22 protein-coding genes are annotated in these 26,140 nt (G+C 73.8%); 14 read left to right on the top strand and 8 right to left on the bottom strand.

The features are described from left to right. Window positions 1-35: 35 nt before the first annotated feature. Window positions 36-962 (bottom strand): EamA family transporter, encoded by a 927-nt coding sequence (locus ACFY9S_RS01855; RefSeq protein ID WP_391121473.1) that lies wholly within the window; start codon window positions 960-962, stop codon window positions 36-38. A gap of 106 nt (window positions 963-1,068) precedes the next feature. On the opposite strand from ACFY9S_RS01855, the gene ACFY9S_RS01850 reads away from it, so the two are divergent. Next, window positions 1,069-1,581 carry a MarR family transcriptional regulator gene (locus tag ACFY9S_RS01850; protein WP_391121470.1) on the top strand — a complete coding sequence of 171 codons (513 nt, stop codon included), beginning with the start codon at window positions 1,069-1,071 and terminating at the stop codon, window positions 1,579-1,581. Window positions 1,582-1,638: 57 nt separating this feature from the next. On the opposite strand, the gene ACFY9S_RS01845 is transcribed toward ACFY9S_RS01850, so the two are convergent. From ACFY9S_RS01845 to ACFY9S_RS01835, 3 genes are all read right to left on the bottom strand, one after another. Then, complete coding sequence (locus ACFY9S_RS01845) at window positions 1,639-1,926, bottom strand: hypothetical protein (protein WP_102914099.1); 288 nt, start codon at window positions 1,924-1,926, stop codon at window positions 1,639-1,641. Between the two features lie 122 nt (window positions 1,927-2,048). Next, entirely contained in the window at window positions 2,049-4,133 is a 2,085-nt protein-coding gene (malQ, locus tag ACFY9S_RS01840; protein WP_391121466.1) for a 4-alpha-glucanotransferase, read from the bottom strand. Next, window positions 4,134-4,391 (bottom strand): hypothetical protein, encoded by a 258-nt coding sequence (locus ACFY9S_RS01835; RefSeq protein WP_102913928.1) that lies wholly within the window; start codon window positions 4,389-4,391, stop codon window positions 4,134-4,136. A gap of 223 nt (window positions 4,392-4,614) precedes the next feature. On the opposite strand from ACFY9S_RS01835, the gene ACFY9S_RS01830 reads away from it, so the two are divergent. From ACFY9S_RS01830 to ACFY9S_RS01815, 4 genes are all read left to right on the top strand, one after another. Beyond that, window positions 4,615-7,506: a beta-N-acetylglucosaminidase domain-containing protein gene (locus ACFY9S_RS01830; RefSeq protein ID WP_391121462.1), complete on the top strand. Its 2,892-nt coding sequence runs from the start codon at window positions 4,615-4,617 to the stop codon at window positions 7,504-7,506. Window positions 7,507-7,632: 126 nt separating this feature from the next. Then, window positions 7,633-8,166, top strand: coding sequence for a helix-turn-helix transcriptional regulator (locus ACFY9S_RS01825; protein ID WP_391121460.1), 534 nt, complete (start codon window positions 7,633-7,635; stop codon window positions 8,164-8,166). Then, on the top strand, window positions 8,163-8,849 hold the full coding sequence (locus ACFY9S_RS01820; protein WP_391121457.1) for an ATP-binding cassette domain-containing protein: 687 nt from the start codon (window positions 8,163-8,165) through the stop codon (window positions 8,847-8,849). Before ACFY9S_RS01825 ends, ACFY9S_RS01820 begins: the two co-directional genes overlap by 4 nt. After that, window positions 8,846-10,243 (top strand): FtsX-like permease family protein, encoded by a 1,398-nt coding sequence (locus ACFY9S_RS01815; protein ID WP_391121454.1) that lies wholly within the window; start codon window positions 8,846-8,848, stop codon window positions 10,241-10,243. The genes ACFY9S_RS01820 and ACFY9S_RS01815 overlap by 4 nt, the downstream gene beginning before the upstream one ends. 93 nt (window positions 10,244-10,336) lie before the next feature. Here the strand turns inward: ACFY9S_RS01815 and ACFY9S_RS01810 are convergent, their stop codons facing one another. Next, window positions 10,337-10,873, bottom strand: a complete 537-nt coding sequence (locus ACFY9S_RS01810) for an HNH endonuclease (protein WP_102913293.1) — start codon at window positions 10,871-10,873, stop codon at window positions 10,337-10,339. A 311-nt stretch (window positions 10,874-11,184) separates the two neighbouring features. Between ACFY9S_RS01810 and ACFY9S_RS01805 the strand changes: the two genes are divergently transcribed. From ACFY9S_RS01805 to ACFY9S_RS01770, 8 genes are all read left to right on the top strand, one after another. Further along, window positions 11,185-12,285: a mechanosensitive ion channel domain-containing protein gene (locus ACFY9S_RS01805; protein WP_391121450.1), complete on the top strand. Its 1,101-nt coding sequence runs from the start codon at window positions 11,185-11,187 to the stop codon at window positions 12,283-12,285. Window positions 12,286-12,789: 504 nt separating this feature from the next. Beyond that, window positions 12,790-14,238, top strand: coding sequence for a hypothetical protein (locus ACFY9S_RS01800; RefSeq protein WP_391121449.1), 1,449 nt, complete (start codon window positions 12,790-12,792; stop codon window positions 14,236-14,238). Then, complete coding sequence (locus tag ACFY9S_RS01795; protein WP_391121446.1) at window positions 14,235-15,287, top strand: transporter substrate-binding domain-containing protein; 1,053 nt, start codon at window positions 14,235-14,237, stop codon at window positions 15,285-15,287. The genes ACFY9S_RS01800 and ACFY9S_RS01795 overlap by 4 nt, the downstream gene beginning before the upstream one ends. A gap of 77 nt (window positions 15,288-15,364) precedes the next feature. Continuing rightward, window positions 15,365-16,699, top strand: coding sequence for a hypothetical protein (locus tag ACFY9S_RS01790; RefSeq protein WP_391121443.1), 1,335 nt, complete (start codon window positions 15,365-15,367; stop codon window positions 16,697-16,699). Window positions 16,700-16,716: 17 nt separating this feature from the next. Beyond that, a complete protein-coding gene (locus tag ACFY9S_RS01785) occupies window positions 16,717-19,281 on the top strand; it encodes a tetratricopeptide repeat protein (protein ID WP_391122899.1) in 2,565 nt (854 codons plus the stop codon). 3 nt (window positions 19,282-19,284) lie between these two features. Continuing rightward, window positions 19,285-20,688: a protein phosphatase 2C domain-containing protein gene (locus tag ACFY9S_RS01780; RefSeq protein ID WP_391121440.1), complete on the top strand. Its 1,404-nt coding sequence runs from the start codon at window positions 19,285-19,287 to the stop codon at window positions 20,686-20,688. Between the two features lie 99 nt (window positions 20,689-20,787). After that, a complete protein-coding gene (locus ACFY9S_RS01775) occupies window positions 20,788-22,134 on the top strand; it encodes a VWA domain-containing protein (RefSeq protein ID WP_391121437.1) in 1,347 nt (448 codons plus the stop codon). A gap of 32 nt (window positions 22,135-22,166) precedes the next feature. After that, window positions 22,167-23,561, top strand: a complete 1,395-nt coding sequence (locus ACFY9S_RS01770; RefSeq protein ID WP_391121434.1) for an FHA domain-containing protein — start codon at window positions 22,167-22,169, stop codon at window positions 23,559-23,561. Between the two features lie 18 nt (window positions 23,562-23,579). On the opposite strand, the gene ACFY9S_RS01765 is transcribed toward ACFY9S_RS01770, so the two are convergent. Beyond that, complete coding sequence (locus ACFY9S_RS01765) at window positions 23,580-24,563, bottom strand: methyltransferase domain-containing protein (RefSeq protein WP_391121431.1); 984 nt, start codon at window positions 24,561-24,563, stop codon at window positions 23,580-23,582. Between the two features lie 63 nt (window positions 24,564-24,626). Here ACFY9S_RS01765 and ACFY9S_RS01760 point away from each other — a divergent pair, with 63 nt between their 5' ends. Then, window positions 24,627-25,040: a globin gene (locus ACFY9S_RS01760; RefSeq protein ID WP_391121428.1), complete on the top strand. Its 414-nt coding sequence runs from the start codon at window positions 24,627-24,629 to the stop codon at window positions 25,038-25,040. A gap of 18 nt (window positions 25,041-25,058) precedes the next feature. Here ACFY9S_RS01760 and ACFY9S_RS01755 read toward each other — a convergent pair whose 3' ends face one another. Together ACFY9S_RS01755 and ACFY9S_RS01750 are read right to left on the bottom strand one after the other, a co-directional pair. Next, window positions 25,059-25,727: a hypothetical protein gene (locus tag ACFY9S_RS01755; RefSeq protein ID WP_391121425.1), complete on the bottom strand. Its 669-nt coding sequence runs from the start codon at window positions 25,725-25,727 to the stop codon at window positions 25,059-25,061. Continuing rightward, window positions 25,724-26,137: a thioesterase family protein gene (locus ACFY9S_RS01750; RefSeq protein ID WP_391121422.1), complete on the bottom strand. Its 414-nt coding sequence runs from the start codon at window positions 26,135-26,137 to the stop codon at window positions 25,724-25,726. The genes ACFY9S_RS01755 and ACFY9S_RS01750 overlap by 4 nt, the downstream gene beginning before the upstream one ends. Between the last annotated feature and the right edge of the window lie 3 nt (window positions 26,138-26,140).

Below are 26,140 nucleotides of genomic sequence, written 5' to 3'. Positions count from 1 at the left end.
CCGAGACCGGTTCCGGCCGACCCACTCGCCCGGGCCTACCGCCGGGCGGACGAGCCGATCGGCACCGCCGCGGCGTTCCTCCCCGCCGGGCCGGGGGTTCGCGACGGCCGGGTGACGAACTGCCCCGCCACCGTCGCGCCGAACGCCAGCCCCATGCCTACCAGTTGCACCGGTGTCAGCGTCTGCCCGAGTGCCGCCCAGCCGACGACGGCCGCGGTCAGGGGGGAGAGCGGGCCGAGGAAGGTGACCTGGGTGGCGGTCATACGGCCGATGCCGCGGAACCACAGCCAGTACGCGAGGGCCGTGTTCGCGACGGCGAGGTAGAGGTAGCCGCCGACCGCCGGGCCGTCGAGCGCCGGGGGCGCGCCTTCCACCAGGAAGGCGAGCGGTGCGATCAACAGGCCTCCCGCGGTCAGCTGCCAGCCGGTGAGGGCCAGCGGTCCGACGCCCTCGGGGCGGCCCCAGCGCTGGGTGAGCACGGTGCCGGTCGACATCGACGCCGTGGAGGCGACGGCCGCCAGCACACCGAGCGTGTCCAGGGACCCGGCCGCCTTCAGCACGACGAGGCTGACGCCGAACGCGGCCACGGCCCCGGTCACCAGCGTGCGCGCCGACGGCCGCTGCCCGAGCAGCAGTACGGAGAGGCCGGCCACGAACAGCGGCCCGACCGAGCCGACGACCGCCGCCAGACCGCCGGGCAGCCGGTAGGCGGAGAGGAACAGCAGCGGGAAGAAGGCGCCGATGTTCAGCGCGCCGAGCACCGCCGCCTTCCACCACCAGACACCGCGCGGCAGCACCCGGGCGAGGGCGAGCAGCAGCAGCCCGGCGGGCAGGGCGCGCACCAGGGCGGTGAACAGGGGGCGGTCGGGCGGGAGGAACTCGGTGGTGACCGCGTAGGTCGTGCCCCAGGAGACGGGCGCGAGGGCGGTGAGGGTGATGAGGGCCGGTCGGGAGATGGCCATGGGAAGCACCCTTCCAAGTAGGTCAGCAGGAAGTAGCTTACCGCTAAGCAACTTTCAGTCAAGCTACTTTCTTGCGGGTCACCGAGAGGCGGCCGATACTCGTGGCATGAGCGAACGCCCGGAGCAGCGCAAGGACCCCGTCGACGCGATCATCGGCCAGTGGGCGACGGTGCGGCCCGACCTCGACACGGCCGCCATGGAGGTCTTCGGCCGGATCAACCGGCTCTCGCACGCGATCGGCGAGCGGGTCGGGCAGACGTACGCGAAGTTCGGCATCTCACGCGGGGAGTTCGACGTCCTGGCGACCCTGCGCCGCTCCGGCGAGCCCTACACGCTCTCGCCCCGGCAGCTCTCGGCGACGCTGATGCTCACCACCGGCGGCATGACGGGGCGCCTGGACAAGCTGGAGCGGGCGGGGCTGCTGCGCCGCTCCCCCGATCCGCACGACCGGCGCGGGCTGCAGGTCACGCTCACCGACGAGGGTCTCGCGCTGGTCGACGAGGCGGTCGGGGCGGGGCTGGCGGTGCAGACGGAGGCCCTGTCCGTCCTGGGCGCGGAGCGGGCCGGGCAGCTGGCCGGTCTGCTGCGGGAGCTGCTGGCCGGGACGGACAGGGCCTGACACGACGAGGGCGCCGTCGCGGATGTCGCGACGGCGCCCTTCGAAGAGGAACGCGGATCAGGCCTTGACTTCGCTCTTCGCCTCGGCCTTGGTGGCGATGTTGGAGCTGGTCGGGTCCTTCTTCTTGTGCGACTTGTCGCCGATCACCACCAGCGCGTGGATGACCAGGTACAGCGCGATCGGGGCCACGACGAAGAGGCCCAGCGTCTCGACGACGCTCAGGCCCGGGCCGGGGTCGTCACCGTCGTCGCGGGTGAGCGCGCTCGCGGGGGACGACATGAGCAGCATCATCAGCGTCGTACCGGCTGCCAGGGCGCCGGCGCGCAGAGCGTTCTTCTTGTCCACGGTGTCAAAATATCCAACGCCGACCGGGCCCGCGCGCCCGGGGTGCCGTAAGGGATCCATTTCACTATGCCCGTCCGGGTCGCACGCTCATGGTGAAAGGACCCACAAGAGGCCGCGCGGTCTCACGGGCCGCCGTCCCTGAGCACCTCCATCAGCGCGTGCAGCCGCGGCGAGGCCGCCAGCTCCTCCAGCGTCACCGGCCGTCCCCGCGCGTCCGCGATCGGCAGGCGCCAGTTCGGGTACTGGTCCCAGGTGCCCGGGAGGTTCTGCGGGCGGCGGTCGCCGACGCCGTCCGGGAGCCAGACGCCGACCATGCGGGCCGGGGTGCGCAGCAGGAAACGGTGGACGGCCTGGATCTCGGCCTCCTCCGAGGACGTGTCGCTGCCGCCGCCCGTGCCGTGCAGCAGGCCGAGCCGGGAGAGCAGGGACAGCCACTCCCCCGCGTCGGCGGCGGCCTCGGCGCGCTCCTCCTCCAGGGGTCTGGTCAGCAGGCCCAGGCTGTCGCGGAGTTCGACGTGCTCGCCGGTGAGGCGGGCGGCCGTGGAGGGCAGGTCGTGGGTGGTGGCGGTGGCCAGGCAGTCGGCGCGCCAGCCGTCGGGGGGCAGGGGGCGGCCGTCGCCGTCCCAGTCGCGTTCGAACCACAGCACGGACGTGCCGAGCACTCCGCGCTCGCGCAGGGCGTCGCGCACACCGGGTTCGACGGTGCCGAGGTCCTCGCCGATCACCAGTGCCCCGGCCCGGGAGGCCTCCAGGACGAGAACGGCGAGCATGGCCTCGGCGTCGTAGCGGACGTAGGTGCCCTCGGTGGGCGGGTGGCCGTTCGGGACCCACCAGAGGCGGAACAGGCCCATGACGTGGTCGATACGCAGCGCTCCGGCGTAGCGGAACAGGGCGCGCAGCAGCTCGCGGAACGGGGCGTAGCCGGACTGCGCCAGCCGGTCGGGGCGCCAGGGCGGCAGGCCCCAGTCCTGGCCGCGGGCGTTGAAGGCGTCCGGTGGGGCGCCCACCGACATGCCGGCGGCGAAGTACTCCTGCTGCGCCCAGGCGTCGGCCCCGCCGGGGTGGACGCCGACCGCGAGGTCGTGCACGATCCCGACCGGCATCCCCGCCTCGCGCCCGACCCGCTGCGCGGCGGTCAGCTGGGCGTCGGTGAGCCAGGCGAGCCGGGACCAGAAGTCGACCCGGTCCATGAGGCCGTTGCGGGCCTGGGCGGTCTCGGCCGAACGCGGGTCGCGCAGGCCGGTCGGCCAGCGGTGCCAGTCGGAGCCGTGCACCTCGGCGAGCGCGCACCAGGTGGCGTGGTCCTCCAGCGCCTGGCCCTGCCCGGCGAGGAAGTCGCAGTAGGCGGCGCGCCGACCGGGGCCGAGCGGGACCTCGCCGAGCAGCTCCAGCGCCTCCCGCTTGAGCTCCCACACGGCGTCCCGGTCGATCAACGCGCCTTGTCGCAGCACCGCTTCGCGCAGCCGGCGGGATCTCTCCAGCAGGGCGCGCAGACGGTCGGGGTCCTCGACGTACGCGGCCTCCGGGACGTCCTCGATGCGCAGGTGCACGGGGTCGGGGAAGCGGCGCGAGGAGGGGCGGTAAGGAGAAGGGTCGGTGGGGGTGCCGGGCACGGCCGCGTGCAGCGGGTTGACCTGGACGAATCCGGCGCCGAGGGACCGTCCGGCCCAGCCGGCCAGCTCGGCGAGGTCACCGAGGTCGCCCATGCCCCAGGAGCGGCGGGACAGCAGCGAGTAGAGCTGGACGAGGAGTCCGTAGGAGCGTCCGGCGGGGGCGGGCAGGCGGGGCGGGGCGATGATCAGGTGGGCGGTGGCGGTGCGGCCGTCGGGGGTGGTCGCGGTCAGCCGGTGGACACCGGGCGGGAGGCCGTCCGCCGAGGCGCGGCCCTCGCCCTGCTCGGTGTCGATCCGCAGCCGGGTTCCCCCGGGGAGCGCGGCCAGGGCGGCCGGGGGGCTGCCGCTCCAGCCGACCACGGTCGGCGGCAGCAGCCGTTCGCCCCGTTCCCGCTCGGCGGCCGCGAGCGCGGCGCTCACGGCGCCGGGCGTGCTCGCGTCCACGCCGAGGGAGGCCAGGGTCAGGGTGACCGCGGTGGCCGAGGCCGCGACCGAGCGCTCCGGGGACGGACTGTAGGAAGTGGCGACGCCGTGCAGTGCGGCGAGGCGGGACAGGTCCTCGGAGGGCGGGTCGGCCGGCCGGGGTGCGGTCATCTACATCCTTGTGAAATCCGGGACGAAGGCCGAGGGCTCGCTGGTCAGGGGAGCGGCTTCGGCGAGCGGCGGCTCACTGGTGAGGGGCTCGGCGTCGGGCAGCGGGGGCTCGCTGGTCAGCGGCAGTTCGGTGTGGGTGCTCTCGGAGCTGAAGACGCAGTAGCGCGGGTCGTCGTGGTGCTGGTCGTCGAGGTCGGCGGACGGGTCCGCCACGGGTTTGGACTGGGCCGGGAGCGGGAGGAATGTCATCGCAGCCACGGGGGCCTCCTCGTCGGGTACGGCTTCAAAGGGTCATCGCAGCCCTACCCAGTCGACGCGAAGGCAGACGCCCTGGGCCCAACATCGTGCTTCTGCTCACATTCCACTTCGCTCCACACACTCCAGATTCCGGCATTTCACCCACAATGGCCACTCTCGTTGACACCTTCACCGGGCGGGTGATGGGCTCGTTCCGCCGGTCGAACGCATCTGGAGGGGGCCTGTGGGACTGCGGCGTGGAAAGCGGACCGCGGCCCTCGCGGTCGCCGTCGTCGCCGGGAGCCTCGTCGCCCCGCCCGCCGCGACGGCGGCTCCGCCCGGCCCCGGCGCGACCACGAGGACGGCCCCCGGCACAGCCGCACCGGACCTCTCCGTCTGGCCGCGCCCGCAGTCGCTGCGCGCGAACGGCGCCGCGGTCGCCGTGCCGGACGAGGTCGCCCTGATCACCGACGCCCAGACGGACCCACCCCCACGCTCTCGGCTTCGCTCGGGCAAGGGGGACCCCCATGCGGTCGGCGCCCTGCGCGAGCTGCTGCGGCAGGCCGGGGCCCGTCGGATCACGGACACGGCCGGGCCGGGTGCCCTGGTCGTGCGCGCGCGGACGGAGCCCGTGCGCCCGGGCGACCGGCACGCCCTCCCCGCCGGGGGATACGAGCTGTCCGTGGGCGAGGGCGGTATCTCCCTCACCGGCACCGGCGAGGACGGCCTCTTCCACGCCGTGCAGACACTGCGGCAGCTCCTGCGCCCCGACCGCACGATCGCGGCGGCCGTCGTCCGCGACTGGCCGGGCACCGCCGTCCGCGGCATCACCGAGGGCTTCTACGGGACCGCCTGGACACACCGGCAGCGGCTGGCCCAGCTGGACTTCATGGGCCGCACCAAGCAGAACCGCTACCTGTACGCCCCCGGGGACGACCTGTACCGGCAGGCCCGCTGGCGTGAGCCCTACCCCGCGCGGCAGCGGGCCGGTTTCCGGGAACTGGCCGAGCGGGCGCGGCGCAACCACGTCTCGCTCGGCTGGGCGGTGGCCCCGGGGCAGGCGATGTGCTTCGCCTCGGATGCCGATGTGCGGGCGCTGACGCGCAAGCTGGACGCGATGTGGGCGCTGGGTTTCCGGGCGTTCCAGCTCCAGTTCCAGGACGTCAGCTACAGCGAGTGGCACTGCGGGGCGGACGCCGACCGGTTCGGCTCCGGCCCCGAGGCGGCGGCGCGGGCGCAGGCCCGGGTGGCCAACGCGGTGTCCCGGCACCTGGCGGAACGGCACCCCGGCGCCGCGCGCCTGTCCCTGATGCCGACCGAGTACTACGAGGACGGTACGACCGACTACCGGCGGGCGCTGGCGAGCGAGCTGGCCGCGGGCGTCGAGGTGGCGTGGACGGGTGTCGGGGTGGTGCCCCGCACCATCACGGGCGGCGAACTGGCCGACGCGCGCGAGGCGTTCGGGCACCCGCTGGTCACGATGGACAACTACCCGGTCAACGACTACGCCCCCGGCCGTGTCTTCCTCGGCCCCTACCAGGGCCGTGAGCCGGCCGTCGCGACCGGTTCGGCCGCCCTGCTCGCCAACGCGATGCAGCAGCCGGAGGCGTCCCGCATCCCGCTGTTCACCGCCGCCGACTACGCCTGGAACCCGCGCGCGTACCGCCCCGACGACTCCTGGCGCGCCGCGATCGCGGATCTCGCGGGCGGGGACCGGCGCCGCGAGCAGGCCCTGGCCGCACTCGCCGGCAACGACGCGTCATCGGTCCTGGACGACGAGGAGTCGGCGTACCTTCGGCCGCTGACCGAGGCGTACTGGCGGTCCCGCACGGCGGGCGGCGCGGGCACCGACGGCGACGCCGGGCGCCGGCTGCGCGAGGCCTTCACCGTGCTGCGCGAGCTGCCCCGGCGGCTGTCCGGCACCGGGCTCGGCTCCGAGGTCGCCCCCTGGTCCGAGCAGCTGTCGGACTACGGCGAGGCGGGCCTGGCCGCGCTCGGCATGCTGGACGCGCAGCGCGCCGGGGACGCGGCGGCGGCCTGGACGGCGTACCGCAGGCTCGGCGCGCTGCGGGCCCGGCTGGAGTCGGCGCCGGTCGAGGTGGGCAAGGACGTCCTGGACCCCTTCCTGCAGCGGGCGCAGAAGTCGTACGCCGCCTGGTCGGGCATCCATCACGAGCCGCCCCGCAACCCCGGCGACGGCCGCACCCTGCGCTTCCCGCAGCCCCGGGCGCTGACCGCCGTGACGGCCCTGACCGAGCCGGGCACCGAGGGCGGCGTCGAGGTGCACGTGCCCGGGCGGGGCTGGCGCGAGGCGGGCCGGCTGGACCGTTCCGGGGCGACCGAGGTGCGGCTCGGGGCACGGGCCGACGCCCTGCGGGTCACCGGGCCCGCCCCCTCCCGCGTCCACCACCTCATCCCCTGGTTCACCGGCTCCCCCGCCGTCTCCCTCGGCCTGCCCCGTGACCGGGCGGACGTCGAGACCGGCCGGACCGAGCGACTGACCGCCCGGCTCGGGTCGCTGCGTCCCGCGGACGCCCGCGGCAGGCTCACCGCCGAGGCGCCCGAGGGCGTCCGGGTCCGGGTGCCGAAGGGCGGGCTGACCGTGCGGCGCGGCACGACGGTGGAGGTCCCGGTCGAGGTGACCGTGGAGCGCGGCACCCCGATGCGGTCCTACGACGTCCGGCTCGGGTTCGCGGGCGCGGACCGCACCCTCACCGTCCGGGCCGTCCCGCCCACCGGCGGCCCCGACCTGGCCCGCGCCGGCACCGCCCGTTCCTCGGGCGACGAGACGCCCGACTTCCCCGCGTCGGCGGCGAACGACGGCGACCCGGAGACCCGCTGGTCGTCCCCTGCCGACGACGGCGCCTGGTGGCAGGTGGAGCTGGCCCACCCGGCGCGGCTCGGCCGGGTCGCGCTGCACTGGCAGGACGCGCACCCCTCGTCCTACCGCGTCCAGGTCTCGCCGGACGGGCGCCGCTGGCGCACCGCCGCCACGGTCCGGGACAGCCGGGGCGGCCGGGAGAACGTCCCCCTGGACGAGAAGGACGTGCGCTTCGTGCGCGTGCAGGGCGACAAGCGGGCGACGCCGTACGGGTATTCGCTGTGGTCGGCGGAGGCGTACGCCGTCTCGGAGTGAACCCCGCGCAGCACGGCGGCGAACTTCTTCTCTTCTTCGCTCTTCTTCGCTCTTCTTCGCTCTTCTTCGCTCTTCTTCGGCGAAGACTATTCACTCAGTACATGTACTCAGTACATAATGATCGGCATGAGCACCCGCCACATTCTGCTGGGCCTGCTCGCGGCGGGTCCGAGCCATGGCTACGACCTCAAGCGGCGCCACGACGAACGCTTCCCGCAGGCCCGTCCGCTCGCCTACGGGCAGGTCTACACGACCCTGCAGCGCCTGGTGCGGGACGGTCTCGCGGAGGTCGACGGCACCGACTCGGACGGCGGCCCGGAGCGCACGATGTACCGGGCGACGGGCGAGGGCACGCACGAACTGGCCCGGTGGGCCGGGGAGATCGCGCCGCCCGCGCCCTTCGTGGCGAACGAGATCTTCGCCAAGGTCGTGGTCGCGATCCTCGCGGGCGGCGACCCGGCCCGGTACCTGAGCGCCCAGCGCGCCGCGCACATGGAGCGGATGCGGGAGCTCACGACGGTCAAGGCCGCCAAGGGCGCGGACCTCGCGACCGTGCTCTCGGCGGACTACGCCCTCAACCACCTCGACGCCGACCTCCGCTGGATGAGCACCACGGCGGCCCGGCTCACCACCCTGACCGCGGAGGTCGACGCAGCATGAGCAGACCCGTGCCCCTCCTCACGGCCGGCGGCCTCGTCAAGGCACACGGCCGGACACCAGCCCTGCGCGGCGCGTCGGTCGAGCTGCACGCCGCCGAGATCCTCGCCGTGACCGGCGCGAGCGGCAGCGGGAAGTCGACGCTGCTGCACTGCCTGTCCGGAATCGTCCGCCCGGACGCGGGCTCGGTGACCTACGACGGCCGGCGGCTGGAGGACCTGCCCGAGAAGCGGCTGAGCGAGCTGCGGCGCACCGAGTTCGGCGTGGTCTTCCAGTTCGGGCAGCTCATCCCCGAGCTGACGGCCCTGGACAACGTGGCCCTGCCGCTGCTGCTGGCCGGCACCGACCGGGCCGCCGCCCGGGCCCGGGCCGGGGAGTGGCTGGAGCGGTTCGGGGTGCGGGGCCAGGAGGACCTGCGGCCGGGCGAGCTGAGCGGCGGCCAGGCGCAGCGGGCGGCCCTGGCCCGGGCCCTGGTCACCGGCCCGAGGGTGGTCTTCGCCGACGAGCCGACGGGGGCGCTGGACTCCCTCGCGAGCGAGCAGGTCATGACGGCCCTGCTCCACACGGCCCGTGAGGCGGGCACAGCGGTTGTGCTGGTCACCCATGACGCCAAGGTGGCGGCGTACGCGGACCGCGAGGTCCAGCTGCGGGACGGCGCCCTGGCGCCGCTGGGGGTGACGGCATGAGGACCAGCGTGCCCGCGATCCGGCGTGACCGTCGGCCGGCCGCGGCCCTGCGTTCCGATCTGCGCCTCGCCTGGCAGCTCACCCGGGGTTCCGATCGCGGGGAGTGGTGGCGGGTCGCGCTGACGGCGACGGGCGCCGCGCTCGCGACGGGGTTCGCGCTGGCCGCCGTCGCCCTGGCCGCGCTGCGGGGCAGCTACCGGGTACCCCTGGCCGCGGGGCTGCTGGACGAGCCCGGCACACGGTCCGGTGTGGTCGTAGGCCTGCTGCTCCTGCTCGTGCCCGTGCTGGGGTTCCTCGGCCAGTGCGCCCGGATCGGCGCCGTGCACCGCGACCGGCGGCTGGCCGGGCTGCGGCTGGCCGGGGCGACGCCCTGGCAGGTCCGGCGGATCTCCGCGCTGGAGACCGGCCTGGCCTGTCTGCTGGGCTCGGCTGTCGCCACCGTCCTGTCGGTGCTGGTCCTGCTGCGCCAGTGGGACCGGCCGACCGCCCTGGCCTGGGCGGGCATCGCCGTGGTCGCCGTCGCCGTACCGGTGCTGGGCGCGGTGACGGGCGCTCTCGCGCTGCGCCGGGTCGTGGCCTCCCCGCTCGGCTGGGTGCGCCGGGCCGGGCCGCGCAGCGGACGGGGGCCCGGACTGCTGTTCCTGGCCGGGATCCTGCTCGTCGCGGCGCTGGCGCTGCTGGCCGTGGTCACCACGTCCACGGCCGCCCCCAACCGGCCGAACGGCAGGGTGCCGCTGATGATGACGGGCGCGGTCCTCGCGGCCGGCGCGGGCGCGGTATGGCTCTCCGGGGCCACCGCGAAGGCCACCGGGCGGATCCTCGCGCCCCGGGCCCGGTCGGCGGCGACGCTGATCGCGGCGGAACGGCTGCGCGACGATCCCTGGTCGGCCGCCCGCACCCATGCCGCGGTGCTGCTGGTGACGCTCGTCGGGACCGGTTTCATGGGCATCCGGCAGGTGCTGAGCGACGTGGTGCACACCTCACCGCACCTCTACATGTCCGCGTCCTACTACACCACCGGCCTCGACCTCACCGGCGCCGCCGTCGCCGTCGCCGTCGCGATCACCCTGTCGGGCCTCGCCGTCGGCACCGCCGAGTCCCTGGCCACCCGCCGCCGGGGCCTGGCCGCGCAGGCCGCCGCCGGGGTGGCGCACACGGTGCTCGGCCGGGCGCTGCTGCTGGAGACCGCGCTGCCGCTCGCCCCCGCCGTACTGCTCTCGGGCCTCGGCGGGACGGCCATCGGCGCGTGGTACGCCCTGCTCTCCGACCGGCCGGTCCCCTGGGTGATCGCCCTGGTGCCCGTCGCCGTATACGCCGCCTGCCTGCTGGCCGCGGCCACCGCGCTGCCCCTGCTGCGCCGATCGGTGCGCCCGGGAGAACTGCGGTACGCGTAGGCGATCCGCGCATGATGGATCGGCCCGGGGGAACGGGGGTTCCCCGGGCCGGTCGGCAGGCCGCATGCGGCAATACGAAAGCCCGGATCGTCGTCAGGCGGAAATGCCGTCGATCCGGGCCATGGCGTCCTCCGCGCCGTACGGCTGCAAGTACGGCAGCCAGCGCGGATCCCTGTGGCCGGTCCCGATGATGCGCCAGGCCAGGCCGGACGGCGGGGCGGGTTTGTGGCGCAGCCGCCAGCCGATCTCGAAGAGGTGCCGGTCGGCCTTCACATGGTTGCAGCGGCGACAGGACGCCACCACGTTGTCCCAGACGTGCTTGCCCCCGCGGCTGCGCGGGATGACGTGGTCGACGCTGGTTGCGACGCCACCGCAGTACATGCACCGGCCCCCGTCGCGGGCGAACAGCGCCCGGCGGGTCAGAGGAACGGGCCCCCGATAGGGAACCCGGACGAATCGCTTGAGCCGGACCACGCTGGGTGCGGGGACTGTGACGGTCGCGCTGTGCAGAAAGGCGCCGGACTCCTCAAGGCATACGGCCTTGTTCTCGAGGACGAGGACGAGCGCGCGGCGGAGCGGTACGACACCTAGCGGCTCGTACGACGCGTTGAGGACCAGGACATGCGGCACGGATGCCTCCTTGGACGCCGGCGGCGCGTGGCTCGCGCCGGGACGATTCGTAGCCAGTCTCCCCTCATGCCTGGTGGAAGCGCCACCATGTCCCCGTAACGGGCTGGGAGTGTTTTCGACCACATCTGATTCATCCCCCGGACCATGGCCTGTTCAAGCCCAGGTGAGCACGGTCTCTCCTTCACACATCCCACCGAAGCACACACAATGCCCCGTTAGTGTGGTGGTTCTGCCCCTTCGGTGGCCCAGCCGTGACCTGACCCCCTGAGCCACCGCACCGGGGCAGACCGCTGCACCTGGAGGTACCTGCCGTGTCCCTGTCCGCCGTCCTGCTCGCCGCCGGTCCGTCGCCGTCGCCGACCCCCTCGGACTCGGAGACCCCGAGAGTCCCCTCGCTCGAGGAGGCCCAGGAGAGCGCGACGAACGCCGCCGGCTGGGTCGAGCAGAACTGGTCGACGTGGCTCGCGATCGGCCTGAGGGTCCTGCTCATCGTGGTGATAGCCGCCGTGCTGAGGGTCTTCGTACGCCGGGCGATCACCAAGCTGATCGACCGCATGAACCGAAACCACCAGACCGGGGAGAGCAGCGCGATCGGCGGGCTGCTGGTCAACGTCGAACGCCGCCGCCAGCGCTCGCAGGCCATCGGCTCGGTGCTGCGCTCGGTGGCGTCGTTCCTGATCGTCGGCACGGCCGCGCTGATGATCCTGGGCACCTTCCAGATCAACCTCGCCCCGCTGCTGGCCTCCGCCGGTGTCGCCGGTGTGGCGATCGGTTTCGGCGCCCGCAACCTGGTCACCGACTTCCTCTCCGGTGTCTTCATGATCCTTGAGGATCAGTACGGCGTCGGCGACACGATCGACGCGGGCGTCGCCTCCGGCGAGGTGATCGAGGTGGGCCTGCGCGTGACCAAGCTGCGCGGCGACGGCGGTGAGATCTGGTACGTCCGCAACGGCGAGGTCAAGCGCATCGGCAACCTCTCCCAGGGCTGGGCCACGGCCAACGTCGACGTCACCGTCCACGCCGGCGAGGACCTGGACAGGGTGAAGGCCACCCTGGACGAGGTCGCCGAGAAGATGGGTGCCGAGGAGCCCTGGAACGAGCTGCTGTGGGGTCCGATCGAGGTCCTCGGCCTGGACAGCGTGCTGCTGGACTCCATGGTCGTGCGCGTCACGGCCAAGACGATGCCCGGCAAGTCCCTGACCGTGGAGCGCGAGCTGCGCTGGCGCGTCAAGCGGGCCTTCGACGCGGCGGGCATCCGGATCGTCGGCGGCGCCACGGCCCCGGTGGAGGAACAGCCCGTCGATCCGACGGCGGGGATGGCCGCCCCGTCGGTGTACGCGAACGCGGCCTCCCCGCAGTCGGCGGCGGCGTCCCCGCTCGCACCGTCGGCGCCGACGAGCACCACGAAGTAGCAGCACCCTCCTGAAGCAGCAGCACCCTTGGTACGCCCGCCCGCAGGCTGAGCGGGCCCGCACCCGCGTACGGCGGGAAGGGGACGTGTCGGGGGGTGTCCGCCCGCAGCGGTTGGCGCGTTGACGCCAGTCAGTCGGTATGGCGCCCCATCGCGCCTTTCCGAGGACGGGCACCCCCCGGCGCGGCCCCGACCCCCACCCGGCGAAAGGCGAAGGCGCGCACCAGACCCAAGGCGCGCACCCCCACCCGGCGAAAGGCAAAGGCGCCCACCCCACCCAAGCCGCGCATCCCACCCGGCGAAAGACAAACGCGCGCACCAGACCCCCGGGAACCGAACCCCCTCCCCGTACGTGTTCCTGGACAAGGGGCGGCGCGAGGGGTGGTGCGAGGGGGCGTGGGCCGCGCTCCACGCAGCGATCCGATCAAGATCGAGGCAAGGCCGGTGCGGATGTCAGTCCCGGCAGCGATACTTGCGGCGACGGATGACCACGGGGGAGGTCAAGGTGACGTACACGCCGAAGAGCAGCCCGCCACCACCGGGCCCGGGCCTGCCCGTTCTGCCGGCGGTCCCGGCACAGGCGGCACCCCCGGCCGGGCACCCCGAGAACCCCCCGGCGCCCCCGGCACCCTCGGCGCCCCGCCGCACCGCCTTCGCCGAGGGCCTCGACCAGCTCCGCTCGGCCGCCACCACCGAACCCGGCCGCCTGCGCGTCATCGGCGCCCTCCTCGCGCTCCTCGTCATCGCCTTCGGTGCCGTCACCGCCTGGCAGATGACCGACCGCGCGGCCGCCGCCGACGACGTCCTCACCCGCAGCCAGCCCCTCAGCTCGGACGCCGCCGACATCTACCGCTCCCTCGCGGACGCCAACACCGCCGCCTCCAGCGGCTTCCTCGCCGGCGGCCAGGAGTCGGCCGCCACCCGCGACCGCTACGAGCGGGACATCCGCACGGCCGCCGAGAAGCTCGTCAACGCCGCCGCCAACGCCGAACCGGGCTCCCCGTCCACGGCGACGATCGCCGAGCTCAACAGACTCCTCCCGGAGTACAAGGGCCTGGTGGAGCGCGCCCGCACGTACAACCGCCAGGGCTTCCCCGTCGGCGGCGCGTACCTGCGCTACGCCAACGAGAAGATGCAGAAGGAGATGCTCCCGGCGGCGGAGGACCTCTACAAGAAGGAGAACCAGCGCCTCAGCGCGGACTACGCGAGCGCCACGCCCTACCCCTGGGCGGCCATCGCCCTCGGCGTCGCCGCCCTGGCCGCCCTGGCCTGGGCCCAGCACCGCAACTACCGGCGGACGAACAGGGTCCTGAACCACGGCCTGGTGGCCGCCACGGCCACGGCCACGGTCGTCCTCCTCTGGCTGGTCGTGGGCCACTCCGTCGCCCGCGCGGGCCTGGACGACTCCTACGACCACGGCGTCCGCTCCCTGAACGTCCTGCACGACGCCCGCATCGCCTCCCTCAAGGCCCGGGGCAACGAGAACCTGACCCTGGTGGCCCGCGGCGCGGAGACGAAGAAGGTCGGCGAAGAGACCTACGACGCCTACGACTACGACTTCGGCAGGGACATCAAGGCCCTCGCCGCGCACCTGGCGGCAGCCGAGAAGCTCGCTGACGACTCCTCGGGCGAGCGCCCCGTCACCGCCGCCGTGGGCAACATGACGGAGTGGAAGAAGCGCCACAGCGCGGCCCGCGAGCAGGACGAGAACGGCAACTACCAGGAGGCGCTGGAGCGCGTCATCGGCACCGATGACGCGACGGGCGAGTGCTTCGACAGCGTCGACGAGAACCTGCGCACGGCACTGGCGCACGAGGAGACGGAGTTCAAGCGCGCGGCCGGCGACGGCCGCGACGCGCTGACGGGCATGCCGGCCGGCGCGGCCGTACTGGCGGTGCTGGGGGCCGCCGGCTCGGTCCTGGGCATCGGCCGCAGGCTGTCGGAGTACCGATGAACGGGCCGGGGGCGAAGGGAGGAACGACCGTGCGAGACGCGCTCAGGGGCTGGGGCGGAGTGACCGCGATGGCAGTCGTGTGCGCCCTGGTGGCGCTGGTGGCGCTGGTGGCCCTCTGCCTGCCGCTCACCACGGCAACGACGGCCACCCAGAACACCACCGCGACCACCCGGACCGTGGCCGAAGAGGACTGCGAGGCTCCCGAGAAGCAGACCCTGTCCCCCTCCTCCGCCGACGGCGACACCATCCGGGCGATCAGGAACCGCGAGGGCGGGAAGCGCAAGCTGATCGTCGGCGTCGACCAGAACAGCTACCGCTGGGGCTACCGCAACCCCAACAGCGGCAAGAGCGCGGAGCTCGAAGGCTTCGACATCGACCTGGTCCACCGCATCGCCGAGGACATCCTCGGCGACCCGGACGCCGTGCAGTTCAAGGCGATCCCCACCGACCAGCGCATACCGGCGATCCAGGACGGCCGCGTGGACATGGTCGTCCGCACGATGACGATCAACTGCGCCCGCATCGCCGACGTCGCCTTCTCCGCGCCCTACTTCAAGACGGGCCAGCAGGTCCTGGCCCCGAAGTTCTCCCCCGTCAAGGGCTACGACGACACGCTCGCGGACCGCAGGGTCTGCACGGCGGCCGGCTCGACGGCCTACGCGAAGCTGGCGGCGGACCAGAAGGCAGGCGAACTCCCCGACAGCACCGACATCTCCACCACGGTGCCGAACCAACTCGACTGTCTGGTGCGGCTCCAGCTCGGCGAGGTCGACGCCGTGGTCACCGACGGCGCGCTCGCGGCGAGCCAGGCGGCACAGGACCCGACGGTCCAGCTCAAGGGTGACGCCTTCACTGCCGAGTACTACGGCGTGGCCATGAAGAAGGACGCGGACGATCTGGTACGCCGGGTCAACCAGATCCTGGTGGACTACCGCAAGGACACCGCGAACGGCTGGCAGGCGTCGTACAACCAATGGCTGTCGGCAACTCTGGGCAAGGATGCGAAGAAGTCGGAACCCCCGGCACCGCAGTACCTCCGCACGAGCTGACGACCGGCGCGCAACCGGACCACGACGAAGAACCCCCGACGGGCACTGACGGGCACTACAGCAGCGAGAGGTGATCGATGGGCGTCACGGGACCCACCGGGCCGGTGATGGACCGGGACGAGGTGGACCGTGCGCTGGCGCGGCTCGGCGCGGAGCACGAGGCGATCGAGACCTCGCTCCTCGCCCTGCAGGACCACGCGGGCCGCAGACTCCTGGAGGGCGCCGCGCTCACCGGCGTCACCCAGGAGCGCTGGACGGCCACGGAGGCGTCGATCACGCTGCTGTGGACGTACTTCGACGCGTACACCGACGCGTTGCGCTCAGCCCGCGACATCCGCTCCCGCCGCCGCTGGTCCAGCCGCGAGGACCTGGTGGAGCTGACGGAACTGCTCACCGGCGACTCGGTCACCGTCGCGGGCAGCGCCACGGCGACGGCCAACGCCCCCACCCTGCACGGCGGTCCGACGAAACTCAGCGAGCGCTACTCCCTCGCTGCCCTCGTCGACCGGATGAACGAGCTGTACGCCACGAGCCTGGACATGGTGGTCGCCGCGGACGCGGTCTGGTCAGCCCTGCCGGCCCGGATCGACCTGCTCGCGGCGGAACTCCAGCGCACGCGGCGGCTCGCGCACTCGGTCGGCGTGCGCCCCGGCGAGCACCCCGCGGGCGACGACCTGGAGCACATCACGCGGATACTGACGAAACTGCGCGAGCAGGTGATCTCGGACCCGCTGGCGTTCTGGCTGGCCGCGGAGGGCAGTTCGGCGCCGGGCGGCGGCCGGCCGGACACGACGGTGTACGACCGCGAGGCGCGCGCCCTGGACGACGTACGCCGCGAGATCGACGCGGTGCTGACCGTCCGGCAGGACGCCGAGAAGCGGATCGTGAAGCTGCGCGACCTCCTCAGCCGCGCGGACCGCACGCTCGCCGAGGCGCGCACGGCACGCGGCGAGGTGCTGGCGAAGATCGCGGCGACGGAGGTGCCGGTCGTCAGCGGCCCGCCGACCGTCCTCCAGGAGCAGGTGGCGGCGGCGGCCGAGTACCGCAGGCAGGCGCAGTGGCACCGGCTGTCCCCGCTGCTGGAGTCGCTGGAGCAGAAGGCCGAGGACGAACTGCTGCGCGCCCGCGAGTCGTTGACCGCTGTCACCGCCCCGCTGGCGGTCCGCGCCGAGCTGCGCGGCCGGCTGGACGCGTACAAGGCGAAGGTGGCCCGGCACGGCTTCGCCGAGGACACGCTGCTGGTGGAGCGGTACGAGAAGGCGCGCCGCATGCTGTGGAGCGCCCCGTGCGACCTGCGCGCCGCCGAGCAGGCGGTGCTGCGTTACCAGCACGCGGCCGCGGAGCTGCTGAGCGGCCCACGGGTGCCGGGGCACGGCGTGCCGGAGGACGACCGGAGGGGGCCGGGCGCATGAGCGACGAGGGGGAGTCCATGAGTCAGGCACCGCACGAGCCTCCCGGCGCGCCGCCGCGCACCTGTCAGCGCCCCGCCTGCGACGGCGCGTACGAGGACGTGGGCGGCGGCGAGCTGTACTGCGACACCTGCGGCCTGGCCCCGGTCGTCGCGGCCGGGGGTCCCCCCTCAGGGGGAGGCATGGTCGGGTCGCCTGCCACCGGCGTCACCGCCGGCGGCGGGGGCGGCTCCCGCGGGTCCGCGGGCAGCGGCGGTTCCCGCTCCAGCGGCCGCAGTTCGCGGACGTCGTCCCATTCGTCGAAGTCGCGCCGCTCGGTGTCGGGGCGCCTGTCGCGGTCCCTGTCGGGCAAGCCGACGGGCCGCTCGGTGTCGGTGCGCAGCTCCGGCTCGACCGCCGGTTCCGGCTCCCGGGGCCGGCTGGGCGCCGGTCTTGTGCAGGTGCCGCCGATCCCGCGGCCCGACCCGCGCGAGATGGTCCTGGACAATCCCGAGGTGCCCGAGCGGAAGCGGTTCTGCTCGCGCTCCGACTGCGGCGCCCCGGTGGGCCGGGCCCGCGGCGACCGGCCGGGCCGCACGGAGGGCTTCTGCACCAAGTGCGGTCACCCGTACTCGTTCGTGCCCAAGCTGAAGGCCGGGGACGTGGTGCACGGCCAGTACGAGGTGGTCGGCTGCCTGGCACACGGCGGCCTGGGCTGGATCTACCTCGCCGTCGACCGGGCGGTCTCGGACCGCTGGGTGGTCCTCAAGGGCCTGCTGGACACGGGCGACCAGGACGCGATGGCCGCGGCGATCTCCGAGCGGCGCTTCCTCGCGGAGATCGAGCACGCCAACATCGTGCGGATCTACAACTTCGTGGAGCACCTGGACCAGCGCACGGGTTCGCTCGACGGCTACATCGTCATGGAGTACGTCGGCGGCAAGTCCCTCAAGGAGATCGCCAACGCCCGCCGCACCGCCCAGGGCAGGCGTGACCCGCTGCCGGTGGAGCAGGCCTGCGCGTACGGCATCGAGGCGCTGGAGGCGCTCGGGCACCTGCACAGCCGCAACCTGCTGTACTGCGACTTCAAGGTCGACAACGCGATCCAGACCGAGGACCAGCTGAAGCTGATCGACATGGGCGCGGTGCGCAGGATGGACGACGAGGAGTCGGCCATCTACGGCACGGTCGGCTACCAGGCCCCGGAGGTGGCCGAGGTGGGCCCGTCGGTGGCGAGCGACCTGTACACCGTCGCCCGCACCCTGGCCGTCCTGACCTTCGACTTCCAGGGCTACACGAACGTCTACGCGGACTCCCTGCCCGACCCGGACCACATCGAGGTGTTCCGGCAGTACGAGTCGTTCTACCGGCTGCTGGTCCGTGCCACCGACCCCGACCCGGCCCGCCGGTTCGCCTCCGCGCAGGAGATGACCGAGCAGCTGACCGGCGTCCTGCGGGAGGTCGTCTCCCTCCAGACGGGCCGCGCCCGCCCGGCCCTGTCGACCCTGTTCGGGCCGGAACTGCGGGTGACGGACACGGAGTTGTTCCCCAAGCTGGACGGCGAGGTGTCCCGCCTGGGAGCCCGGGTGGTGCGGGGCGGGGCTCGTGCCGGTGCTCCTGCCGCCCTGCCGCGCCCGCGGAGTGCCGAGGGCCCGCACGGCCTCGTCAGGTCCGTCGACACCCCCGCCGCCGCCTTCGCCCTCCCCGTGCCCCGCGTCGACCCGACCGACCCCAACGCCGGTTTCCTGGCGGGCCTGATGACCTCGGCGCCCGCGGAACTGCTCGGCGCTCTGGCTGCCGCCCCGGCCCCGTCGATCGAGACGCGGCTGAGGCAGATCCGGGCCTGGCTGGAGACCGGCGATCCGGCCGCCTCGCTGCAGACGCTGGTCGCGCTGGAGGGCGAGCGGCCCGACGACTGGCGGGTGGTCTGGTACCGGGGCGTGGCCGCGCTGGTCACGGGCGACGACGAGGGCGCCGCGCTGGCCTTCGACGCGATCTACGACGCCTTCCCGGGCGAGATCGCGCCCAAGCTGGCGCTGGGCCTGTGCGCGGAGGTGCTGGGCCAGCTCGACAACGCCGCCGAGTACTACCGGCTGGTGTGGTCGACCGACCCGAGCTATGTGTCCGCCGCGTTCGGCCTGTCCCGCGTCCAGCTGGCGACCGGGGACCGTCACGGTGCCGTACGGACGCTGGAGTCGGTCCCGGAGTCCTCCATCCACTACACGGCCGCCCGGGTGGCGGCCGTGCGGGCACGGCTGCGGCAGCGCACGGCGAGCGCCTCCGACGCGGCGTTCCTGGGGGATCTGACGGCGGCCGCCGCGCAGGTCGAGGCGCTGGAGGCGTACGGTCTGGATCCGGCGCGGCGGGAGCAGTTGTCGGCCGAAGTCCTCGGTTGCGCGCTGGACTGGGTACTCTCCGGGGACCAGGGTTCCGCCCCTCCCGCCGCCGGGGGACGGACGCTGCTCGGCAGCGGCCTGGACGAGCGGGGCCTGCGTTTCGGTCTGGAACGCTCGTACCGCACGCTGGCCCGGCTGGCGCGGGGCGGCGAGGAGAGAATCGACCTGGTGGAACGTGCCAATCGTTACCGCCCCCGGACGTGGGTGTAGTTGATGTCGCAGATGCCCCGGTTGTCCGCGTGCCCGAGTTGCGAGGAACCCCTCGAGTCGGGTGATCGTTTCTGCGGCGCGTGCGGATACGACGTGTCCGCCGTGCCGGAACGGCCGCAGGACAACCCGACCATCACCATGAACGGCTCGGTGCCCGGTCAGGGCGCTCCGGCCGGCGGGTATCCCCCGCCCCCCGCCGGCGCGGCCTGGACGGCCCCCGGGCCGGGCGGCGCCGGAGCCCCGGAGGCGGTGCACCCGCAGACGGACCTGACGGGCGCGCACCCGGGCGGCTCGGCCCCGCCGCCTCAGGCGCCCCCGCCGCCCAGTGCCCCGCCGGCCGCGGCCGCGGGCGTGCGGTTCGACCGGCCGCGGCAGCCCGACGGGGCTGCGGTGTCGCCGGAGATCTACCAGACACAGCCCGACGAGTACCTCCTCCAGGCGCCGGACCCACGGGCGTCCGCCGAGTCCGCGGCTCAGGCCGCGGGCGCCGGCGGCAAGGTCTGCGTCGCCTGCCGGGCCGGCCGCGTGGACGACGACGGCTACTGCGAGAACTGCGGCCACGCCCAGCCGCGCGAACGGGACCACATGGAGCAGGAGTCCGGCCCGATGGCCGCGGTCAGCGACCGCGGTCTGCGCCACCACCGCAACGAGGACGCCTTCGCCATCGGCACCACCACGCTGCCCGACGGCTCCCCCGCCTCCGTCGCGATCGTCTGCGACGGCGTCTCCTCGGCGACCCGCCCCGACGACGCCTCCGCGGCCGCGTCCAAGGCGGCGGGCGAGACGCTGCTGGCGGCCCTGCCGCGCGGCACGCACCCGCAGCAGGCGATGCACGACGCGATCCTCGCCGCCTCGCGCGCCGTCAACTCGCTCGCCGGGGAACCCGCGACGGTCCGCGAGCAGGCCCCCCACCAGAACGCCCCCGCCTGCACCATCGTCGGCGCCGTGGTGACGTCGGGCCTGCTGATCGTCGGCTGGGTCGGCGACAGCCGCGCCTACTGGGTGCCGGTCGACCGCAGCGCTCCCCCCGCCCGGCTGACCGAGGACGACTCCTGGGCCGCGCAGATGGTCGCCGCGGGCCTGATGAACGAGGCCGAGGCCTACGCCGACGAGCGCGCCCACGCGATCACCGGCTGGCTCGGCGCGGACGCCTACGAGCTGGAACCGCACACCGCCGCGTTCAAGCCGGACCGGCCCGGCGTGGTGGTGGTCTGCACGGACGGCCTGTGGAACTACGCGGAGGCGGCCGAGGAAATGGCCCGGGTCGTTCCGCTCGACGCCGCGTCGCAGCCCCTGCACAGCGCCCGGGTGCTCGTCGGCCACGCCCTGGACGGCGGGGGCCACGACAACGTAACAGTGGCGCTCGTGCCGTTCCCCGCCGTGCCCCAGGGGGCAGGATCGGCCTGAGGCCGCGTACGGGGACGCCTCAACGGACCGGAGGGGACCGGTCCGCCTACCGTCATCACCCCGCCGCGGCGGGGGCTTTGGAGGGGGATCGAAGCAGGCATGGCCAATTTCTCGAAGTCGAACGTGCCGCAGTTCTCGGTGGACGTGTACCAGAACGAGTACCTGCCGGAGGGCGCCGGCGAGGTCAACGCCATCGTCACGGTGACGGCGACCGGCGGTGGCACGATCGGCAGCGCGGTCGCGGCGCCCCACCTCTACTCGCCCGGCCAGCGCCCGTCCGCGGCCGTGGCGGTCATGGTCGACTGCTCCGGGTCGATGGACTACCCGCCGACCAAGATGCGCAACGCCCGCGACGCCACGGCCGCGGCGATCGACACCCTGCGCGACGGCGTGCACTTCGCGGTGATCGGCGGAACGCACGTGGCGAAGGAGGTCTACCCGGGCGGCGGGCGCGTCGCGGTCGCCGACGCCACCACCCGCGAGCAGGCCAAGCAGGCGCTGCGCTCGCTGAGCGCGGGCGGCGGCACGGCCATCGGCACCTGGCTGAAACTGGCCGACCGCCTGCTGTCCTCCGCGGACGTCGCGATCCGGCACGGCATCCTGCTCACCGACGGCCGCAACGAACACGAGTCGCCCCAGGATCTGAAGGCCGCGCTCGAGGCGTGCGCCGGGCGCTTCACGTGTGACGCGCGCGGCGTGGGTACCGACTGGGAAGTGAAAGAAGTCACAGGGATCGCCTCCGCCCTGCTCGGCACCGCCGACATCGTCGCCGATCCGGCCGCGCTCGCCGCCGACTTCACGCGGATGATGGAGACGGCGATGGGCAAGGAGGTCGCGGACGTCTCGCTGCGACTGTGGACCCCGGTCGACACGACCGTGAAGTTCGTCAAGCAGGTCGCGCCGACGGTCGAGGACCTGACCGGCCGGCGCACCGAGGCGGGCCCGCGCGCCGGCGACTATCCCCTTGGTTCCTGGGGAGACGAGTCCCGTGACTACCACGTCTGCGTCGAGGTCCCGATCGCGAACATCGGTCAGGAGATGCTGGCGGGCCGCATCTCACTGGTCATCCCGCAGCCCGACGGCAGCGTCCAGAACCTCGGTGCGCAGGGTCTCGTGCGGGCCGTGTGGACGGACGACATGGTCGCCTCGACGTCGATCAACCCTCAGGTCGCCCACTACACCGGGCAGGCCGAACTGGCACAAGTCATCCAGCAAGGACTGGACCTTCGCAAATCCGGAGATATGGACGGAGCAACGGCCAAACTGGGCCGGGCCGTTCAGCTCGCGAGCGCCTCGGGGAACGCCGATACTGCGAAACTGCTTGCGAAGGTGGTGGACGTGGTCGATGCCGCGACCGGTACTGTGCGACTGAAGGCGAAGGTCGCGGAGGCTGACGAGATGACGCTCGAAACCCGGTCCACCAAGACTGTTCGCGTGAAGAAGTGACCTAGAAGAGATCGAAGGAGGGACGCGCCGACATGCCGACCTGCCCGAACGGACACCAGTCGGGTTCCGACGACTGGTGCGAGGTCTGCGGTCACCGCATGGCGGGTGCCGTGCCTCCGCCTCCTCCCCCGCCGCCCCCGCCCGGCGGCTACGGTTTCCCGCCCCCCGCCGGCCAGGGTGGCCCGCACGGCCACGGCGGCCAGCCCGGTGGGCGCCCGCCGCACCTGTCCGCCGTACCGAACGCCGAGCCGGAGCTCTGCCCGCAGTGCCGTACGCCCCGTGAGGGCGGCGCCCCGTTCTGCGAGGAGTGCCGGTGGAACTTCCTGACGAACACGGCGACGTCGTACACCCCCGCGGCCCCGCCGCCCGGCCCCGGCGCGCGTTTCCAGCCACCGGGCCAGCAGGGCGGCCCGCCCCCCGGTCCGTCGTACGGCGGCGGTGACTCCTACGACTACCAGGGCTCCCGCCCGTCGCAGATGAACCGCCCGGCCGAGCCGATCCCTCCGTTCGGCGGCGACCCGTCCGGCCGTCCGGGCCCGGGCGGCCCCGGCCCCGGTGGTCCGCAGGGCGGCGGCTACGGCTACCCGCAGCCCGGCCCTGCCCCTACTTCGCCCGGCCCCGGCGGTCCTGGTGGCCCTGGTGGCTTCGGCGGCCCTCCCGGCCCCGGCGGCCCTGGCAGTTTCGGTGCCGACCCTTCCCGGCCGGTCCCGCCCCCGCCCGGTCCCGGCGGTCCCGGTGGGCATGGCGGTCCCGGTGGCCCCGGCGGCGCTCCGCAGGCCTTCCACCAGTCCGGCCCGCCGGCCCCGCCCGGATTCCCGCAGGAGACCCGGCGGCCCGGACAGCAGGGCGGTCCGTCATTCGGCGGCGGTGACGACGACTGGGTGATCTCCCCGCCGACGTCCGGCCCGGGCGGCCCCGGCGGTCCCGGCCAGGGCGGCTACGGCTATCCGCAGCCCGGAGCGACCCAGGCCCCGCCCGGCCCCGGTGGCTTCCCGCAGCAGCCCCAGGCGCCCCAGGGACCCGCGACGTGGACGGCGACCATCGGCCCGGACCGCGACTACTTCATGGCGATGATGCAGCGCTCCGGCCCCGAGGCCACCGGCCTGAACCTGCCCGCGTACTCGCCCGAGCAGCAGCGCCGGCTCACCGGCAACCAGCTCACGATCGGGCGGCGCCGGCACTCGACCGGCGACACCCCCGACATCGACCTGTCGACGCCGCCGGAGGACCCGGGCGTCTCACACCAGCACGCGGTGCTGGTGCAGCAGCCGGACGGCAGCTGGGCGGTCGTCGACCAGAACTCGACGAACGGCACGACGGTCAACGGCTCGGACGAGCCGATCCAGCCCTTCGTCCCCGTACCGCTGCAGGACGGCGACCGGGTGCACGTGGGCGCCTGGACGACCATCACGATCCGCCGCGGCTGAGCCCGGCGGGCAGCCACGTCACGACGGGAGGGGCCAGGCGTACGGCCCCTCCGGGTCGTCCAGCCAGGCCCACTGCCTCCCACCGCGGACGGTGATGCCGTAGCGCTCGCGCCGTGGCCTGCCCTCCTGCTCCCACAGCGCGTGCGCCTCCTGAGGGTCGAGGCTGCCGCGGGTCAGGGCCAGCAGGAAGCGGAACAGGTCGTCCTCCCGGGCCCGGCGCGGCACCCCGCCCACCTGGACCGGCTCGCCCCCGGGCCGGCCGGCGCCGCGCAGCGGCACGAAGTAGGCGGGCGTGTGCAGGAAGTGTCCCTCGGCCTGCCCTGTCTCCGTCACCGTGAGCATGATCAGGCCGGTGGCCAGCGGCATGAGGATCCGGCCGCCGGGGCGGCTCTGCGCGACCCACGCGTGCGGGACGCCGCCCAGGGCGCAGGTGGCGATGATCCGGTCGAACGGCGCGCGCTCCGGCACGCCCCGGGCGCCGTCGCCGGTGACGACGACCGGGTGGTACCCGGCGGCTGCCAGGTGCCGGCGGGCCGACTCGGTGATCTCCGGGTCGAGGTCGACGGTGGTGACCCTGTCGTCACCCAGCCGGTGGGCCAGCAGTGCCGCGTTGTAGCCGGTGCCGGCGCCGATCTCCAGGACCGTGTGGCCGTCCTCGACGCCCAGCGCGGCCAGCATGTCCGCCATCAGGGACGGCTGGCTGCTGGAGGACAGCAGTTCGCCGTCGCGCAGCCGGGTGGCCAGCGGGGTGTCCTCGTATGCGCCCCGCATCCACCGCTCACGCGCCTCGGGGTCGGTGCTCTGGCCCCAGCGGCGTTCGTGGCCGCCGGCGACACCGACGTAGTAGTACGGCACGAAGAGATGCCGCGGAACCGCCGCGAAGGCCTCCCGCCAGCCCGGATCGGCGTCCCAGGCCCCGCTCGCCTCGATCCGCCGCACCAGCGCCGCCCGCGCGGCGGTGGCGAGTCCTTCGAGCTCCCTGCCGGGTGCGTAACCGCCCATGTCTCCACAGTAGGGGCGGGCGGGGTCCTAGGTCTTGAGTCCTATGCCGGGGCGTCTGAGACCATGGAGCGCGTGACAGAGATTCGGCGCGGCACGCTTCACGAGCAGACCTTCTACGAGCAGGTCGGCGGGGAGGAGATCTTCCGTCGGCTCGTCCACCGTTTCTACGAGGGAGTCGCCGAGGACCCGCTGTTGCGGCCCATGTACCCCGAGGAGGACCTGGGCCCGGCCGAGGAGCGCTTCACGCTGTTCCTCATCCAGTACTGGGGCGGCCCCACGACGTACAGCGAGAACCGCGGCCACCCTCGGCTGCGGATGCGGCACGCGCCCTTCGCGATCGACCGGGCGGCGCACGACGCGTGGCTGAAGCACATGCGGGTCGCCGTCGAGGAGCTCGGCCTGTCCGAGGAGCACGAGCACACACTGTGGAACTACCTGACGTACGCGGCGGCCTCGATGGTCAACACCGCGGGCTGACGCCTGCCGGGGGCCCGGTCAGCGGACGCTGACGTCCAGCGCCCCGAGCCCGGCATGTCGTACCGCGATGGACCCGTACGGCGTGCGCAGCCTCAGCCACGCGCCCGACGAGAACAGCGTTGGCGCCGCCCCGGGCCGCAGGAAACCGAGGGACTGCGCCGCGTGCACGGCCCGCACGGGCAGCCGGGTGTCCCCGACCGTACGGGACCAGATGTCGCGGCCGATCCGGTCGAGCTCGGCCCGCGTCCGCTGCTCGGAGGGCAGCTCCTGCGTACGGGACCGGAATTCGGCGACGACGGCGGCGACGAGGGACCGCAGGGCGTCCGGCGCGGGCAGCCCCGGCTCGGTACGCCAGCCGCCACGGGGCGGCAGCACACCCGCCCACGGCGGCCCGGTCACCGCGCCCGGCACGACCACCGTGCCGGCCTTCTCGTCCACCGTCTCCAGCAGCTCACCGGCGGACACGGTCACGTCCAGCGTGACCTCGAGACCCTTCTCGTACGGCTTCGCCAGCCGCACCGCCCGCACGGCCAGCACCTCGAAGGACGGCGGCCGGCCGAAGACGGCCAGAGCGGTGCCCGCCGCCTGCAGACGCACCGCGGCTCCACGGTCGTAGTGGAGCAGCCGGGAGAGGAAGGCCGCGAGATCCGCCGCCTCCCCCTCGTCGGCCAGGTGGAGCACCGTCATGCCGCGACGGCCTCCTCCGCGGCGTCATCCGTGTACTCGCGGAGGAACTCCTGCTCCTCCGCGGTGATCCGGCGCGGGCGCTGGGCCTCGAAGTCGAACGGCACGATCACCGTCGAGGCCCGCACGTAGACCTGGTCGCCGTCCTTCACCTCGTAGGTGAGGGTGAAGGACGCGGCCCTGATCTCGGTGACCCACAGCTCGATGTCCACCGGGTGGTGCCGATGCACGAGCTGCCGCTTGTAGTCGATCTCATGGCGTGCCACCACGGACCCCTGCTGGAAGTCCTTGTCCGGGCGGAACAGGAAATCGATACGGGCTTCCTCCAGGTAGCGGAGGAACACCACGTTGTTGACGTGGCCGTACGCGTCCATGTCCGCCCAGCGCAGCGGGCAGCGGTAGATGTGCCGCAAGAT

Source organism: Streptomyces sp. NPDC012474 (assembly GCF_042955185.1).
GTDB lineage: Bacteria > Actinomycetota > Actinomycetes > Streptomycetales > Streptomycetaceae > Streptomyces > Streptomyces cahuitamycinicus.
Note: the sequence above shows the minus strand (reverse complement) of the source record. Positions and strands in the feature narration are given on the sequence as shown.